The organism is Methylobacter arcticus, from assembly GCF_050917435.1.
Lineage (GTDB): Bacteria > Pseudomonadota > Gammaproteobacteria > Methylococcales > Methylomonadaceae > Methylobacter_A > Methylobacter_A titanis.
In genome coordinates this window covers 2073030-2088483 of the sequence record NZ_CP159583.1, presented here as the reverse complement: position 1 = coordinate 2088483, position 15454 = coordinate 2073030, and the positions used below count along the sequence as shown (strand labels likewise).

The window sequence follows — 15454 nt, the reverse complement described above, 5'->3', positions numbered from 1 at the left end:
CATGGCAATAATATCGAATACCGTCATTTATCTGGATGGCGATGTCGTACTGGAAGCTTTTTTTGCCTTTGATGATGAAATTTCAGGCCGCAGACCGGCGGTTTTAATTAATCATACCTGGGCGGGGCGGGATGATTTTGTTGCCGAGAAAGCTAAAAAATTGGCCGCTTTAGGTTATGTCGGTTTTGCGGTTGATATGTACGGCAAGGGTGTTTTAGGGACGAGTCCTGAAGAAAATATGAAGCTGATGCAGCCTTTTATGGCTGATCGGGCAATGTTGCAACAGCGCATGAAAGCGGCTTTGGCGGCGGTGAGATTAATGCCTTGGGTTGACGACAGCAAAATCGCCGCGATGGGTTTTTGTTTTGGCGGCTTGTGTTCGCTTGATTTGGCTAGAGCTGGCGCTGATATTAAAGGTGTGGTGAGTTTTCATGGCTTGCTGGCTGCGCCTGAAAACCCCCAGAATAACGCGATTAAGGCAAAGATTTTGGCTTTACATGGTTGGGATGACCCGTTGGTTCCGACTGAGCAAGTGCTGGCCTTCGAGCAGGAAATGACCGATGCAGGTACAGACTGGCAGTTGCATACCTACGGCAATACACTGCATGGATTTACTAATCCGCTTGCCAATGATCCGGTATTTGGTGCTGTCTATCAGCCTGACTCGGATCGGCGCTCGTGGATAGCGATGCAGAACTTTTTGTCGGAAATATTCGGCTGATAATAAGTGCACTACTCGCGAACGATACGCTTCCTTCGTCAGTACATCCCATAGCGATAAGCCGCCTTGATATAAAACACTATCCGCTTCGACACTATTGAGACAATTTGTTATAATTCTTTGCTTATTTCATGTCATGTAGTCACGCTTACGACTGCACGGATGCAGAAGGTAGAGTAATGCAGGAGCAATTACCGAAACAAGTAAAATCAGGAAAGTGTGTTCGCACTTAGTCACGAAACCATGCCGGTCTGTATTAACGGCACACTGTATATAGGGATCAATGTCAAACTTCGCTAAAGAAATAATACCTGTCAATCTCGAAGACGAGATGAAACAGTCCTATCTCGATTACGCCATGAGCGTTATCGTCGGTCGAGCCCTTCCAGATGTCAGAGACGGCCTAAAGCCGGTGCATCGCCGCGTGTTATATGCGATGAGCGAGCTTGGCAATGATTGGAACAAGCCTTATAAAAAATCGGCGCGTGTCGTCGGTGACGTGATCGGTAAATACCACCCTCATGGCGATACCGCGGTTTACGACACGATGGTACGGATGGCGCAGAATTTTTCGATGCGTTATATGCTGATCGACGGACAGGGCAATTTCGGTTCGGTTGACGGCGATTCCCCTGCGGCGATGCGTTACACCGAAGTGCGCATGTCGAAGATCGCCCATGAATTGCTGGCCGATCTTGACAAGGAAACCGTCGATTTTGCGCCGAACTACGACGAATCGGAGTCTGAACCGAAGGTGTTGCCGACACGTGTGCCGACCTTACTGATTAACGGTTCATCCGGTATTGCGGTAGGCATGGCGACCAATATTCCGCCGCATAATTTGTCTGAAGTGGTCAGTGCTTGTCTGGCGATGATCGATGAGCCTGATCTGACTGTGCATGACTTGATGGCTCATATCCCGGGGCCCGATTTTCCTACCGCCGCTTTTATTAATGGCGCTGCCGGTATTTATAGTGCCTATACCACCGGTCGGGGCAAAATTTATTTGCGCGCGCGTTGTCATTTTGAAGACATCGGCGACAGCAGTCGGCAAGCGATTATTACCACGGAATTGCCTTATCAGGTCAACAAGGCCAGACTGCTTGAAAAAATTGCCGAGCTGGTTAAGGAAGGCAAGCTTGAAGGCATTTCCGGTCTGCGCGATGAATCGGACAAAGATGGTATGCGTATGGTGATTGAGCTGCGTCGCGGCGAAATGCCCGAGGTGGTGTTAAATAATCTGTACAAGCAGACGCAATTCCAGACCGTGTTCGGCATCAATATGGTTGCCCTGCTGGATGGTCGTCCGCATTGCATGAATCTCCATGAGATTATCAGCGCCTTTATTAATCACAGGCGGGAAATCGTCACCCGCAGAACGATTTATAATCTGCACAAGGCCAGGGAAAGAGCGCATATTTTAGAAGGACTTGCAGTTGCGTTAGCCAATATCGACGAGATGATTGCGCTGATTAAAGCGGCCGGCAATCCGGCTGAGGCTAAAGTCGGTTTGCTGGAAAAAAGCTGGGATGCAGGACTGGTTTCAACGCTGCTGGAGCGCGCCGATGCGGATCGTTCACGGCCGGAAGATTTGCCGGTAGAGTTCGGTATTCATGCCGGGATTTACCGTCTGTCTGAAACGCAGGCTCAGGCTATCCTTGATTTGCGCCTGCATCGCTTGACCGGCCTGGAACAGGACAAGATAGTCAATGAATACAAGCAACTGCTGGAACAGATTGATGAATATCTGTTTATTTTGGGTAGCGATACTCGCCTGATGGAAATCATCAGGGAAGAGTTGGTTGCTATTAAGGAACAGTATTCTGATCCGCGCCGCACCGAAATCTTGCAAAATCATTTGGATTTGTCCGAAGCGGATCTGATTACCGAAGAAGACATGGTGGTGACCATGTCGCACGAAGGCTATGTCAAATCACAACCGTTGAGCGATTACACGGCGCAACGGCGCGGCGGTCGCGGCAAGTCGGCCACAGCCACTAAAGAACTGGATTATGTCGATAAGCTGATTGTGGCCAATACCCACGATATTATTTTGTGTTTTTCTTCGCGTGGAAAAGTTTATTGGCTTAAGGTTTATCAATTGCCGGTTGCCAGTCGCGCCGCCAGAGGCAAGCCTTTCGTCAATTTACTGCCATTGGAGCAGGGCGAAAAAATCAATGCGATATTGCCGATACGCGAATTTACCGACACTAAATTCATTTTTATGGCGACCTCGGCGGGCACCGTCAAAAAGACGCCGTTAAAAGAATTCGAGCGTCAGCGCACTAACGGTAAAATCGCCATCGATTTACGAGAAGACGATACGCTGGTGGGCGTTGCGGTGACCGACGGTCAGCAAAACGTGCTGTTGTTCAGCAGCACCGGCAAGGCGGTCTGCTTTAATGAAGCGGATGTGCGCTCCATGGGCAGAACGGCGTCCGGGGTGCGCGGAATTCGTTTGCAGGAAGGGCAAAAAGTCATTTCGCTGATTATCTCGACCGAAGGTACGGTGCTGAATATTACCGAAAACGGCTACGGCAAGCGCACCAAGCTGGAAGAGTTTACCTGTCATAAGCGCGGCGGCCAGGGTCTGATTGCGATACAAACGTCGGCGCGTAACGGCGCTGTGGTTGGCGCGGTGCTGGTCAATGATAATGACGAAATTATGCTGATTACCGATGGCGGCACTTTGGTGCGTACCCGGGTTGACGGCATCTCGGTGGTCGGCAGAAACACCCAGGGTGTAACGATTATTCGATTGGGTAAAAAAGAAAAGGTCATCGGCGTCGATCGTATCGAAGGTTTGGTAGGGGTGGATGATACCGATGAAGAAGACGCTCTTTTAGCCGATGCCGAATCAGGCGCGGATGTATCAGAAGAAACAATTAATGACGACAGTGAGTCAGGAGAGGAAGCGTAATGTCCAGAGTTTTTAATTTTAGCGCAGGCCCGTCCGCATTTCCTGAGTCGGTATTGCAGCAAGCGCAACAAGAAATGCTGGAGTGGCGCGATAGCGGCATGTCGGTTATGGAAATGAGCCACCGCGGCAAGCATTTTTCCAGTATTGCCGAAGAGCTGGAAAGCGATTTGAGAGCGCTGCTGGCCGTTCCTGAAAACTATAAGATTTTGTTCCTGCAAGGCGGCGCAACGGCCCAGTTTTCGTTGATACCGCAAAATATTCTGAACGGCAAGACTAAAGCTTGTTACCTGAATACCGGTGCCTGGTCGGAAAAGGCGATCAAGGACGCAAAGACATATTGCGATGTAGTGGTCAGCGCCAGCTCGGAGAATACAAAATTTACTACGATTCCTGATGTTGCCAGCTGGGCAATCGACAATCAAGCGGCTTATTTGCACTATACGTCTAATGAAACCATACATGGTGTGGAGTTTCAGTCTTGCCCGGATAGCAAGGGCTTGCCGCTGGTATCGGATATGTCGTCTAATATTTTATCGCGCAAGATCGATGTCAGCCAGTACGGTTTGATTTACGCCGGAACGCAGAAAAACATGGGACCGGCAGGCGTTACCGTAGTGATAGTCAGAGACGACTTGGTCGGTCATGCGCCTAAAACGGTACCTTCGGTTTTCAACTATGCCGAACAGGCAAAAAACCAATCCATGCTGAATACACCGGCAACCTACAGCTGGTACCTGACCGGCTTGGTGCTTAAGTGGTTAAAAGGGCAGGGCGGTGTCGAGGCTATCGAACAACGCAATATCGCTAAGGCGGCGAAACTGTATCAGGCCATCGACCAGTCGACTTTGTATTCCAATCCTGTGGAAATAGCCTCACGTTCACGGATGAATGTCCCCTTTATTCTGGCCGACGAAAGCCTGGATAAACCGTTTTTGGCGGCAGCAGAAGCCAATGGCTTGTTTGAGCTGAAAGGTCACCGTTCAGTGGGCGGTATGCGGGCCAGTATTTATAATGCGATGCCGGAAGCCGGTATGCTGGCTTTGATCGATTTTATGGCTGAATTTGAACGCAGCCATTAATCGACAATTTAAAAATTGAATCAGGCTACTAAGGACACTTCCATGCCATCCGCTACTCCGCTTTCTGAGTTAAGAGATAAAATTGATGCCATCGATAAGCAGATTCTGCAATTGATTAATCAACGCGCATCCTATGCAATGGAAGTTGCCAAGACCAAGATTGCACAAGGTGAACAAGGGTCGTTTTACCGTCCGGATCGCGAGTCATTGGTATTGCGGCGCATAAAAGACTTAAATCAGGGGCCGTTAACCGATGATACGGCGGCTCATTTTTTCAGGGAATTGATGTCGGCTTGTTTGGCGCTGGAAAAACCGCTGGATGTGGCTTATTTAGGTCCTGAGGGCACATTTACCCAGCAAGCTGCCATTAAGCATTTCGGTTCAGCGGTTAAAACCGTACCGGCTACAACGATTAACGATATTTTTAATGCGGTGGAAAATGGGAACTGTCAGTTTGGCGTGGTGCCGGTCGAAAATTCCACCGAAGGCATCATCAGTCATACGCTGGACCGGTTTTTGAATTCGCCGCTTAAAATATGCGGCGAAGTTGAAATCAGGGTGCATCAAAATCTGATGGGACTGGTAGATAGTCTGGATGAAGTCACCGAGGTGTTTTCGCATCAGCAATCGCTGGCGCAGTGTCGGCAATGGCTGGATAACCATTTGCCGAATGCCAAGCGAACTGCGGTCAATAGCAATACCGAGGCGGCAAGATTAGCATCAACCCATAAACAGGCGGTTGCGATAGCGGGCATTGTTGCGGCTGAAATTTATCGATTAAATGTCATCGAAAAAAATATTGAAGACGAATCCAATAATACCACCCGTTTTATTATTATCGGACAGCAAATATCGACGCCAACGGGTAACGATAAAACCACTCTGGTCGTTTCTACAGGCAATCAACCCGGTGCGTTGCACAGAATACTTGAGCCTTTCGCAAGATTGAATATCGGCATGGTGCATATCGAATCCAGGCCGTCACGTCAGGGATTATGGGATTATGTGTTTTTTATCGATATTGAAGGCCACTGTGAGGATAACAATGTTGCTAAGGCGCTGGAACTATTGAAAGCCAACGTTAATATGCTAAAGCTATTGGGTTCCTATCCTAAAGCCGTACTGTAAACATTTCCCCTCATCCTTTCGGCTGTAGGGGCGACAAATTCGCCCAAAGGCAATTCATGAACAACACTGATAAAATCTATAATCTTGCCGTGTCCGGCGTGCAAAAGTTGATTCCTTATACGCCCGGCAAGCCTATTGAAGAACTTGAGCGTGAGTTGGGGCTTTCCAACATCATAAAGCTTGCATCCAATGAAAACCCTTTAGGCCCTGGAAAAAAAGCCTTGGCCGCGATACAGGCGACTTTGAAGGATTTGGCCTTGTATCCGGATGGCAATGGTTTTAAGTTAAAATGTGCGCTAGCTGATAAATACGCTGTCGATATGAGCCAGATTACGCTGGGCAATGGTTCTAACGAAATTCTGGAGTTGGTGGCCAGGGCGTTTTTAACGCCCGAGCTTGAGGTGGTTTTTTCGCAGCATGCCTTTGCCGTGTATCCTCTGGTGACTCAGGCAGTCGGCGCTACGGCGGTTGTAGCACCCGCCTTAAATTACGGTCACGATTTGGATGCGATGCAGCAGCGGATTACCGACAAAACGCGCTTGGTATTTATCGCGAATCCCAATAATCCAACCGGCACCTTGCTGGATCATGGTCATTTGGAGGCATTTATTCAGGCGCTGCCGGATACTTGCATCTGTGTGCTCGATGAGGCCTATTGTGAATTTGTTGCTGATCAAAGTGCGGACAATTCAATCGTCTGGCTGAAAAAATACCCCAATTTATTAATTACCCGCACTTTTTCAAAGGCCTATGGTCTGGCCGGATTGCGCATCGGTTATGGTTTGTCCAGCCCGCAACTGGCCGACATCCTGAACAGGGTGCGCCAGCCCTTTAATAACAACATGCTGGCCTTGGCTGCCGCCGAAGCGGCTCTGACGGATACTGAACATTTGCAAAATACCATCGCCGTTAATGCGCAAGGCATGCGGTTTGTAACAGAAGGCTTCAAAGCTCTGGGCTTGGAATGGATTCCATCGGCAGGCAATTTTGTTCTGGTCGATTTAAAACAGCCTGCTGTGCCGATTTATGAGGCATTACTCCGCAAAGGGGTTATCGTCAGGCCGGTTGGTGTGTATGAATTGCCTAATCATCTGCGCATTACCATAGGCACACCGACGGAAAATCAGCTGTTTATCCAGGCATTAGCTGAAGTCTTAGGTCGCATCGGTTCTCTACCGATCGCGACACTTCCGCCATCCCTGGCAGTCGCCGGCTAATGTTTAACCGGATATGCATTATCGGCGTCGGCTTGATCGGCGGGTCTATCGCACGCGCAGCACGGCAGCAGGGTTTATGCAATAACATAGTCGGATACGGCCGCAAGCAGGACGAGAAAAATCTGCAAGCGGCAAAGCGCTTGGGTGTTATTGACGACTATACTCTGGAGTTGCCGGAAGCCGTTCAAGGCGCCGATTGTGTGGTGATTGCGACGCCGGTTGCAAGCATCGAAAGCATTTTTTCTCAGCTTAAACCATTGTGGTCGGATGATGCGATTTATACCGATGTGGGCAGCACCAAAGGCAGCGTTATTGCCGCAGCAGAGGGGATTTTTGGCGTTGTGCCGGATAATCTGGTTCCGGCTCATCCGATTGCCGGAGCAGAACAAAGCGGCGTGACCGCATCAGTCAATGACTTGTTTTTGAATAAACGCCTGATCATCACACCGGTCGGCAATACTAATCCCGAAGCGGTGCAAAAAATTCAAAGTTTTTGGGAAGAACTGGGGTCGTTGGTGTCGGTGATGGAGGTGCAACATCATGATAGCGTGTTGGCAGCAACCAGTCATTTGCCGCATATTCTGGCCTTTGCGCTGGTCGATATGCTCGGTCATAAAGACGAGCAGAGCGAGATTTTTCAATATGCGGCCAGTGGGTTCAAAGATTTTACCCGGATTGCATCCAGCGATCCGACGATGTGGCAGGATATTTGTACGGCTAACAAGGATGAAATCATTCCTTTAATTGAGCAGTTAAAGGATGAATTGGATAAAATACAACGCTTGCTGGAAACGAATGATACCCGGCAACTTTTTGCAACCTTTACGTATGCCAGAAATGCACGGCAGCGCTTTCTTGACCAGTTCGATAATAATTAATATGTCAAAATCAATCACATTTCAGGTTCAACCCGGCGGTAAATTACACGGCGAGGCACGCGTGCCCGGCGATAAATCCATGTCGCACCGATCAATCATGCTGGGTTCGCTGGCAGAGGGCGTTACTCATGTAAAAGGCTTTCTCGAAGCGGAAGATGCGCTGGCAACTTTGCAGGCTTTTCGCGATATGGGTGTTGAAATTGAAGGCCCGGTTAATGGCGAATTGACCATACACGGCGTCGGCAAGCACGGTTTAAAAGCGCCTAAAAAAGATTTGTATCTGGGCAACTCAGGTACGTCCATGCGTTTGCTGAGCGGTTTATTGGCAGGTCAGGCATTTAACTCGGTATTAACCGGCGATAAATCATTATCCGGCAGACCGATGAAACGGGTCACGGATCCGTTGGCAGCGATGGGCGCCAATATAAAAACCACAGAGCGCGGCACAGCGCCCTTGCATATCACCGGCAGAGCGGGGCAGTTGACCGGCATTGATTATGCGATGCCGATGGCCAGCGCACAGGTTAAGTCCTGTCTATTGCTGGCAGGCATGTACGCGCAAGGCGTAACTAGCGTTATCGAGCCGGCGCCTACCCGCGATCATACCGAACGGATGCTGTCAGGGTTTAATTATCCGGTTAAGCGGCAAGGCAATAAAGTCAGCATTACTGCTGAAGGCAGTTTGACGGCAAGCGATATTGATGTGCCCAGCGATATTTCATCGGCGGCATTTTTTCTGGTCGGGGCGTCTATTGCACCGGGTTCCGATCTGCTGTTGAAACATGTGGGCATTAATCCGACGCGCACCGGCGTCATCGACATTCTCAGATTGATGGGTGCCAACATTGAAGTGCTTAACGAGCGCACTGTCGGCGGCGAACCGGTAGCCGATCTGCACGTTGTTTACAGTCCCCTTAAAGGTATAGATATTCCCGAACATCTGGTGCCGCTGGCTATTGACGAGTTTCCGGTGTTGTTTGTCGCCGCAGCCTGCGCAGAAGGTCAGACGCGATTAACCGGAGCGGAAGAGCTCCGGGTAAAAGAATCGGATCGCATTCAAGTGATGGCAGACGGCCTGCAAATATTGGGCGTAGATGCGCAGCCTACCGAAGATGGCATGATTATTCAGGGCGGTTCGATAGGCGGCGGCGAGGTTGTATCTCATGGCGATCACAGAATAGCGATGTCGTTTTCAATTGCCGGTTTGCGTGCTAGTGCGCCCATTACTATCCATGATTGTGAAAATGTGAATACCTCGTTCCCCGAATTTAGAGACCTGGCAAAACGTTTAGGTCTTGATCTTGTTTGCAGGGAAGAGTAATGACTGTTCCGGTATTGACAATTGATGGCCCTAGCGGTGCCGGAAAAGGCACGGTCAGCAGAGCGGTAGCTAAAAAAATGGGCTGGAACTATCTGGATAGCGGCTCCATTTATCGTTCATTGGCGCTTGCGGCATTAAAACAGCACGTTGATTTGGAAAATGAAGTCGCCATTGTCAATATAGCTAAGGCGATGATACTGGAATTTGATTGCGGTGATGAATTGGTCGTCAGGCTTGATGGGGAGGACATAACCGCCCAGCTAGGTTCTGAGATTACAGGTAATGCTGCTTCCATTGTTGCGGCGCTTCCCGAGGTCAGGCAGATTTTATTGCAAAAACAAAAAGATTTTAAACGCTTGCCAGGGCTAGTTGCAGATGGGCGTGACATGGGAACAGTGGTTTTTCCAGGCGCTGAAAATAAAGTATTTTTAACTGCCAGTGCCGCTGAAAGAGCTAAAAGACGATATAAACAGTTGATAGAAAAAGGGATTGATGCTAATCTTATACGAATAACAAATGAGATAGAAGAACGTGATCGCCGGGATATGGAGCGTAAAATCGCTCCGTTAGCTATGGCTAGTGACGCGCTTTATATCGATTCTTCGGATATGACGCTAGAGGCTGCTATTGAAGAAGTACTGAATTTAATCCGTTAAGGGTTTTTTATGTGGTCACCTCAAAATTGTTTGAGTGTGATTTTTTTTAACTTTGATAAAGAAAAGGCTTGTTCGAGTTTCGACAGGCTTGGGAATGGAAAATGAGCGAAAGCTTTGCTGAATTATTTGAAGAAAGTCTAATCAAGACGGAAATGCGTCCTGGTGCCATGTTAATGGGTACGGTTGTTGATATCGAAAACGATATGGTCATCGTCAGTACGCATTCTAAATCAGAAGGTGTCATTCCAAAATGGCAGTTTCTCAATAACGATGGCGAATTAGAAGTTGCCATTGGCGACGAAGTCGAGGTTGCCCTTGATTTATTTGAAGACGGCCTTGGAGCTACACTGCTTTCTCGTGATAAAGCGAAGAAAAATAAAGCTTGGTCAGAACTTGAAAATGCTTTTGAAAAAGAAGCAACCATTGTCGGTCGAATTACCGGAAAAGTTCGCGGTGGTTTCACTGTGTCTGTTGGTGCATTACGTGCTTTCTTGCCTGGTTCATTGGTTGATGTTCGCCCAATCAGAGACACGACTTTCCTGGAAAATCGTGACCTGGAATTCAAAGTTATAAAAATAGATCAAAAACGTAACAACGTGGTTCTGTCTCGTCGTGCTGTTGTAGAAAAAGAATACAGCGCAGAAAGAGAAGAATTGCTGAAAACGCTGGAAGAAGGCGCAGTCGTTACCGGTGTAGTTAAAAACCTGACTGATTATGGCGCATTTATCGATCTTGGCGGTATTGACGGTCTGTTACACATCACTGATATGGCATGGAGACGCGTACGTCATCCGTCCGAGTGTGTAGAAATCGGCCAGGAAATTAAAGTTAAGGTTCTGAAATACGACAAAGAGAAAAATCGTGTTTCATTAGGCATGAAGCAAATGGGTGAAGATCCATGGCAAAACATTGCTCGTCGCTACCCTGCGGGCACACGCGTATTCGGTAAAGTCAACAATCTGACTGATTACGGTTGCTTTGTTGAAATTGAAGAAGGCGTAGAAGGTTTGGTTCACGTTTCTGAAATGGACTGGACTAACAAAAACGTTAACCCTTCTAAACTCGTTCAATTAGGCGATGAAGTCGAAGTGATGGTTCTTGAAATTGATGAAGAACGTCGTCGTATTTCTTTAGGCATGAAACAGTGCAAAACCAATCCTTGGGATGAATTTGCAGCAACGCATAACAAAGGCGATAAAATCTCCGGAAAAATCAAGTCAATTACTGATTTTGGTATTTTCATCGGTTTGGATGGCGGTATTGATGGTCTGGTTCATATGTCCGATATTTCCTGGGCAGATGAAGGCGAAGCTTCTGTTCGTGACTTCAAAAAAGGCGACGAACTGGAAACTGTTATTTTAGCGGTTGATTCCGAACGCGAACGTATCTCTTTAGGTATTAAACAACTTGAACAAGATCCATTCCAAAACTTCCTGGCTACGCACGAAAAAGGTAGTTTGGTAAAAGGAACGGTTAAAGAAGTTGATGCTAAGGGCGCGGTTATCACTTTAGATGATAATGTCGAAGGCTATTTACGAGCTTCTGAAATCCAACGTGATCGTGTTGAAGATGCCAGAACCTTGTTAAAAGAAGGTGATGCACTTGAAGCTAAATTTATTGGCGTAGACAAGAAAAGCAAATCAATTTCTTTATCTATTAAAGCTAAAGATAGCGATGAAGAAACTCACACTATTAAAGATCATTCTCAGCAATCGGTTAGTGCATCTACATCGACTACATCTACTTTTGCTGATCTCTTTAAGCAACTGGAAAAATAAAAATCATAAGGGGTATGTACAATACCTGCCCCTTTTAATTTTATTGAGTAACTACTCAACAGAGCCAACTTTATAATGGACACGGATGCTAAAAGTGGGCGCCTCTAGGCGACATTGATTAGATGGATTTAAACGGATTTTAATAAGTCAATGACTTAGATTAATCTGTTATTTTATCAGTCATTATCTGTCTAATCTGTGTTATCCGTAATCCATTATTCTAACTGCTGAGCAGTTGCTTTATTTGTTTGTTTTCGCAGGATAGAATGTGACAAAATCAGAATTAATTGAAGCTCTTGCCAAACATCAACCGCATCTGGCACAGAAAGATGTAGAGATAGCGGTAAAATGTATCATTGAACAAATGAATCAGGCGTTATCTTCCGGGGAAAGAATCGAGATTAGGGGTTTTGGTAGTTTTTCGCTACATTTACGTCCTCCTCGTATGGGGCGGAACCCTAAAACAGGTGAATCTGTAGCCTTATCAAAAAAACATGTGCCTCATTTCAAGCCCGGTAAGGAGCTTCGTGATAGGGTGGATGCTTCGCGAGATAAATGTAAGATAGTCGATTAATCGTTAGTGTGTTAAGGCTCTGTAAAACTTATGCAGAGCTTTAATGTTAACGTTTTTGAAGTAAAAAGCATTACCCTCCTTTGTTTTTATATCCCCCATTTCTGTTTGAGTTTTTGTTTGTTCAATGCTAGCCATTGGATGGCAATAATAGGTATTGCCGAATCTATCTCGCCGTTTTCCAGCATATGATAAACCTCGTCAAAATCAACAGCACGCACTAAAATATCCTCGTCCTCATGGTCTAAGCCATGAATACCACCCACTTGAGTGCTATCGACTTTTCCGCAAAACAGGGTGATCCACTCGGATGAACCGCCCGGTGTGGTATAAAATTCATTGATGACCATCAATTGCTGAATTTTACAGCCGGCCTCTTCCCAGGACTCTCGATAAGCGACTTCCTCGGCAATTTCACCTTCTTCGATTGCTCCAGCAACAATTTCTACTAGCCAGGTTTTATCTGGATTTAAAATTGCTCCCGCTCTGAACTGTTCGATCAGTATGACCTTATCGGTTTCGGAGTCATATAATAGAACTGCAACGCAGCTGCCGCGCACGAACAACTCGCGAGTTATTTCAGCACTCCATCCGCCGCCAAACAGCGTATGTTTAAGCCGGTATTTTTCCACGCGGAAAAAGCCCTGATAAACGATGTCCTTGCTTAAGATTTCAAATTGTTTATCCATGATTGCCTTTGTGCTCAACTTTATAAATGACACCGCGCTTATCATCGCTAATTAACAGGCTGCCATCCGGCATTTCCAGAATATCAACAGGACGGCCAAGCACCTTGCCGGTTTTGGTTAACCAGCCGTCAATAAAAACCTGCTCGGCAACTGGCTTGCTTTGTTTGAATTTCACCAACACAACACGATAACCTTGAGGCTCGGATCGGTTCCATGAACCATGTTCAGCGACAAATAACTGATTTTTAAATTCATCAGGAAATTGCTTGCCCCGATAAAAACGCAGTCCCAATGGTGTCACATGGGCCTTGAACTTCCATACCGGTGGGGTAAATTGTCGGCATGTTTTATCTGCTGCAATATCGGGATCAGCAATGTCACCGCCGTGACAATAAGGAAAGCCGAAATGTTCGCCGGTAGTTGTCCACTGATTGAGTTCATCGAGCGGCAGATCGTCGCCCATGTAATCGCGGCCATTATCGTTAAAAAACAAGGCATCGGTTTCCGGTTGCCAGTCAAAGCCCACCGAACTCCTGATGCCTCTGGCAAGAATCTCAAAGCCGCTACCGTCGGCATTTAACCTGACCAGCGATGAATAGATTGGTTTTTCAGGTTCGCAAATATTGCACGGCGCTCCGACGGTCGTGTACAGCTTATTATCGGGGCCAAAGCGAAGATATTTCCAGCCGTGATGTTGTTCAGATGGGAATTGATCGTAAACCACAACGGGTTTAGGCGGATTAGCTAATTGCTGGCTGATGCGGTCAAAACGAACAATGCGATTAACTTCTGCCACGTATAGCGTGTCGTTTTTGTAGGCAAGGCCGTTGGGCATAGTTAAACCGCTGGCGATGATGTAACGCTGATCCGCTACACCATCGCTATTGCTGTCTTGTACGGCATAAACTGCGCCTTCAGTTCCCGTGCCGACAAACACCACGCCGTTATCACCCAAAGCTAAACTGCGGGCATTGGGCAGGTTATCGGCAAAAATAGACAGGGTAAATCCTGCCGGTACATGCAGTTGTTTTACTATGTTCTGGTGACTGTTTTGTTCAGCAAAGGCTAAATAAGGATTAATTAAAAACAAAGCAAACAAAATTACTTTTATAATAGGCATCAGAATATCCTCCATCAATAAATTTAAATTATAGTCCCATTCTTAGGAGGGTTGGAATGTGTTATTCAACCCCCATATTGATCAAACCTTAACTTATCAAAAGGCTTAAGCATATGATGCGTATTTTTCTTTTTCTGGCAACCAATGCGGCAATATTGGTCGTGGTCAGTATTGTTTTTAATGTGTTGGGCTTAAGCGGCACGCTGGATGCTCAAGGCATCGACCTTAATCTGAATACTCTGTTAGTCATGTCGGCCATCATCGGCATGAGCGGCTCCGTTATTTCTTTGGCTATGTCTAAATGGTCGGCAAAAAGAGCGATGGGGGTACACGTTATCGAACAACCTCAAAATCAAACCGAGCAGTGGCTAATCGACATCGTAGCCAAACAAGCTAGGCAGGCGGGTATCGGTATGCCGGAAGTCGGTATCTTCCAAACTCCTGACGCCAACGCGTTTGCTACCGGCATGAGCAAAAATAGCGCGTTGGTAGCGGTCAGTAGCGGTCTGCTGCAAAACATGAACGCCGATGAAGTTGAAGCGGTTGTCGGTCATGAAATCAGCCATGTTGCCAACGGCGATATGGTGACGATGGCATTGATGCAGGGCGTAGTGAACACCTTTGTGTTCTTTTTCGCCACTATTATCGGTCATCTTGTCGATCGTGTTGTATTTAAAACCGAACGCGGTTACGGTCCGGCCTATTATATTACCCAGATGGTGGCTCAAATTGTCCTGGGGATTTTGGCGTCCATGCTGGTGATGTGGTTCTCCCGTTACCGGGAATTTAAGGCAGATGCCGGTGGCGCTAAGCTGGCCGGACGGGAAAAAATGATTGGCGCTCTGCGCGCCTTACAGCGCGGACACGAAGCAGAAGATCTGCCGGGACAACTGGCGGCGTTCGGCATTAATGGCAGCGGTGTGAGCAAGTTGTTTATGAGCCATCCGCCATTAGAAGAGCGCATTGCCGCGTTACAAAATAACCGTTAATTAACTAAGAGCATAAAACCACGAAGACACGAAGACACGAAGAACACGGAGGACATGAAGTTTTTACCTTGTTTTTTCTTCATGTCCTTCGTGGTTAATTAATCCTGCTTATATCATGCCCCAACATCAATTCATTCGCTTTGCCCTAACGCTGTCATACGACCAATATCTTAAGGTCTATCAAGGCATGGCCAAAAATGTTTCTGTCGTTGCCGATGATGGCAGAAGAATCGCCTTTCCGGCAGGCAAAGTTCAAATTTTTTTAACCAATCAAGGCATCAATGGCTATTTTGAAATGGAGTTAACGCCCGAAAACAAATTCGTCAGCATTAAAAAGTTAAATTAAAGCCTTATGTTTATCCGTTTTTCAGGCGTCGATAAATTCTC

The 15454-nt window shown here is 47.1% G+C and carries 14 protein-coding genes; 12 read left to right on the top strand and 2 right to left on the bottom strand.

From position 1 onward, the window contains the following. Position 1: 1 nt before the first annotated feature. From ABXJ76_RS10010 to ABXJ76_RS09965, 10 genes are all read left to right on the top strand, one after another. Complete coding sequence (locus tag ABXJ76_RS10010) at positions 2-721, top strand: dienelactone hydrolase family protein (RefSeq protein WP_432740305.1); 720 nt, start codon at positions 2-4, stop codon at positions 719-721. Positions 722-1004: 283 nt separating this feature from the next. Beyond that, the gene (gene gyrA, locus ABXJ76_RS10005; protein ID WP_432740304.1) at positions 1005-3641 is read left to right on the top strand and encodes a DNA gyrase subunit A; all 2637 of its coding nucleotides are present in this window, start codon (positions 1005-1007) and stop codon (positions 3639-3641) included. Further along, a complete protein-coding gene (serC, locus tag ABXJ76_RS10000) occupies positions 3641-4720 on the top strand; it encodes a 3-phosphoserine/phosphohydroxythreonine transaminase (protein WP_432740302.1) in 1080 nt (359 codons plus the stop codon). The genes gyrA and serC overlap by 1 nt, the downstream gene beginning before the upstream one ends. A 42-nt stretch (positions 4721-4762) precedes the next feature. Next, on the top strand, positions 4763-5848 hold the full coding sequence (gene pheA, locus ABXJ76_RS09995) for a prephenate dehydratase (protein ID WP_432740301.1): 1086 nt from the start codon (positions 4763-4765) through the stop codon (positions 5846-5848). Between the two features lie 56 nt (positions 5849-5904). Beyond that, entirely contained in the window at positions 5905-7065 is a 1161-nt protein-coding gene (gene hisC, locus ABXJ76_RS09990) for a histidinol-phosphate transaminase (protein WP_432740300.1), read from the top strand. Then, on the top strand, positions 7065-7943 hold the full coding sequence (locus ABXJ76_RS09985) for a prephenate dehydrogenase (protein ID WP_432740299.1): 879 nt from the start codon (positions 7065-7067) through the stop codon (positions 7941-7943). The genes hisC and ABXJ76_RS09985 overlap by 1 nt, the downstream gene beginning before the upstream one ends. Position 7944: 1 nt before the next feature. Further along, complete coding sequence (gene aroA / locus ABXJ76_RS09980) at positions 7945-9264, top strand: 3-phosphoshikimate 1-carboxyvinyltransferase (protein ID WP_432740298.1); 1320 nt, start codon at positions 7945-7947, stop codon at positions 9262-9264. Beyond that, positions 9264-9920 (top strand): (d)CMP kinase, encoded by a 657-nt coding sequence (gene cmk, locus ABXJ76_RS09975; protein ID WP_432740297.1) that lies wholly within the window; start codon positions 9264-9266, stop codon positions 9918-9920. The genes aroA and cmk overlap by 1 nt, the downstream gene beginning before the upstream one ends. A 101-nt stretch (positions 9921-10021) precedes the next feature. Beyond that, complete coding sequence (gene rpsA, locus ABXJ76_RS09970; protein WP_340121829.1) at positions 10022-11698, top strand: 30S ribosomal protein S1; 1677 nt, start codon at positions 10022-10024, stop codon at positions 11696-11698. 268 nt (positions 11699-11966) lie between these two features. Next, entirely contained in the window at positions 11967-12272 is a 306-nt protein-coding gene (locus ABXJ76_RS09965) for an integration host factor subunit beta (RefSeq protein WP_432740295.1), read from the top strand. An 86-nt stretch (positions 12273-12358) separates the two neighbouring features. Here the strand turns inward: ABXJ76_RS09965 and ABXJ76_RS09960 are convergent, their stop codons facing one another. Both ABXJ76_RS09960 and ABXJ76_RS09955 read right to left on the bottom strand, forming a co-directional pair. Next, positions 12359-12958, bottom strand: a complete 600-nt coding sequence (locus ABXJ76_RS09960; protein ID WP_432740294.1) for an NUDIX domain-containing protein — start codon at positions 12956-12958, stop codon at positions 12359-12361. Beyond that, positions 12951-14078 carry a PQQ-dependent sugar dehydrogenase gene (locus ABXJ76_RS09955; protein WP_432740292.1) on the bottom strand — a complete coding sequence of 376 codons (1128 nt, stop codon included), beginning with the start codon at positions 14076-14078 and terminating at the stop codon, positions 12951-12953. The genes ABXJ76_RS09960 and ABXJ76_RS09955 overlap by 8 nt, the downstream gene beginning before the upstream one ends. Positions 14079-14191: 113 nt before the next feature. Between ABXJ76_RS09955 and htpX the strand changes: the two genes are divergently transcribed. After that, positions 14192-15067 carry a protease HtpX gene (htpX, locus tag ABXJ76_RS09950; protein ID WP_432740291.1) on the top strand — a complete coding sequence of 292 codons (876 nt, stop codon included), beginning with the start codon at positions 14192-14194 and terminating at the stop codon, positions 15065-15067. A gap of 115 nt (positions 15068-15182) precedes the next feature. Continuing rightward, positions 15183-15413, top strand: a complete 231-nt coding sequence (locus ABXJ76_RS09945) for a DUF2835 domain-containing protein (RefSeq protein ID WP_432740289.1) — start codon at positions 15183-15185, stop codon at positions 15411-15413. Positions 15414-15454 lie beyond the last annotated feature (41 nt).

Excerpts from the sequence above, each read along its gene's own strand:
- ABXJ76_RS09945 (WP_432740289.1), top strand. The coding sequence starts at position 15,183 with ATGCCCCAACATCAATTCATTCGCTTTGCCCTAACGCTGTCATACGAC.
- gyrA (WP_432740304.1), top strand. The coding sequence starts at position 1,005 with ATGTCAAACTTCGCTAAAGAAATAATACCTGTCAATCTCGAAGACGAG.
- rpsA (WP_340121829.1), top strand. The coding sequence starts at position 10,022 with ATGAGCGAAAGCTTTGCTGAATTATTTGAAGAAAGTCTAATCAAGACG.
- serC (WP_432740302.1), top strand. The coding sequence starts at position 3,641 with ATGTCCAGAGTTTTTAATTTTAGCGCAGGCCCGTCCGCATTTCCTGAG.
- ABXJ76_RS09960 (WP_432740294.1), bottom strand. The coding sequence starts at position 12,958 with ATGGATAAACAATTTGAAATCTTAAGCAAGGACATCGTTTATCAGGGC.
- cmk (WP_432740297.1), top strand. The coding sequence starts at position 9,264 with ATGACTGTTCCGGTATTGACAATTGATGGCCCTAGCGGTGCCGGAAAA.
- pheA (WP_432740301.1), top strand. The coding sequence starts at position 4,763 with ATGCCATCCGCTACTCCGCTTTCTGAGTTAAGAGATAAAATTGATGCC.
- htpX (WP_432740291.1), top strand. The coding sequence starts at position 14,192 with ATGATGCGTATTTTTCTTTTTCTGGCAACCAATGCGGCAATATTGGTC.
- ABXJ76_RS09985 (WP_432740299.1), top strand. The coding sequence starts at position 7,065 with ATGTTTAACCGGATATGCATTATCGGCGTCGGCTTGATCGGCGGGTCT.
- ABXJ76_RS10010 (WP_432740305.1), top strand. The coding sequence starts at position 2 with ATGGCAATAATATCGAATACCGTCATTTATCTGGATGGCGATGTCGTA.
- aroA (WP_432740298.1), top strand. The coding sequence starts at position 7,945 with ATGTCAAAATCAATCACATTTCAGGTTCAACCCGGCGGTAAATTACAC.
- hisC (WP_432740300.1), top strand. The coding sequence starts at position 5,905 with ATGAACAACACTGATAAAATCTATAATCTTGCCGTGTCCGGCGTGCAA.
- ABXJ76_RS09955 (WP_432740292.1), bottom strand. The coding sequence starts at position 14,078 with ATGCCTATTATAAAAGTAATTTTGTTTGCTTTGTTTTTAATTAATCCT.